Origin of the sequence: Corynebacterium marambiense (genome assembly GCF_016342275.1) — a bacterium.
GTDB classification, from domain to species: domain Bacteria; phylum Actinomycetota; class Actinomycetes; order Mycobacteriales; family Mycobacteriaceae; genus Corynebacterium; species Corynebacterium marambiense.
Genome location: NZ_JAEIOT010000003.1, coordinates 1 through 666, shown reverse-complemented (window position 1 = coordinate 666; position 666 = coordinate 1). Strand labels below are relative to the sequence as shown.

Here is a 666-nt window from a genome sequence, read left to right as displayed (position 1 = left end):
TCAAAAGGATATCGCTGCCGCGGCTTCGGCGGTGTACTTGAGCCCCACTACATTGTCGGCGCAGAACCACTCGACCAGTGAGCTATTACGCACTCTTTCAAGGATGGCTGCTTCTAAGCCAACCTCCTGGTTGTCTTCGCGATCCCACATCCTTTTCCACTTAGTACACCCTTAGGGGCCTTAGCCGGCGATCTGGGCTGTTTCCCTCTCGACTACGAAGCTTATCCCCCGCAGTCTCACTGCCACGCTTACACTTGACCGGCATTCGGAGTTTGGCTGATGTCGCTAAGATTGTAGTCCCGCTAAACCAACCAGTAGCTCTACCTCCGGCAAGAAACACGCAACGCTGCACCTAAATGCATTTCGGGGAGAACCAGCTATCACGGAGTTTGATTGGCCTTTCACCCCTACCCACAACTCATCCCCTCAGTTTTCAACCTAAGTGGGTTCGCGCCTCCACGACGTCTTACCGTCGCTTCACACTGGCCATGGGTAGATCACCCCGCTTCGGGTCCAGGACATGCCACTAACAACACCCTCGTTAGGATTCGCTTTCGCTACGGCTACCCCACACACGGGTTAACCTCGCGACATGCCGCTGACTCGCAGGCTCATTCTTCAAAAGGCACGCCATCACCCCACACGGAGGCTCTGACGGATTGTAGG

Annotated in this window: 1 rRNA gene; it reads right to left on the bottom strand. The window is 55.4% G+C overall.

What is annotated here, in order from left to right:
* Positions 1 to 666, bottom strand: a 23S ribosomal RNA gene (locus JDV76_RS00045); the annotation flags it as partial.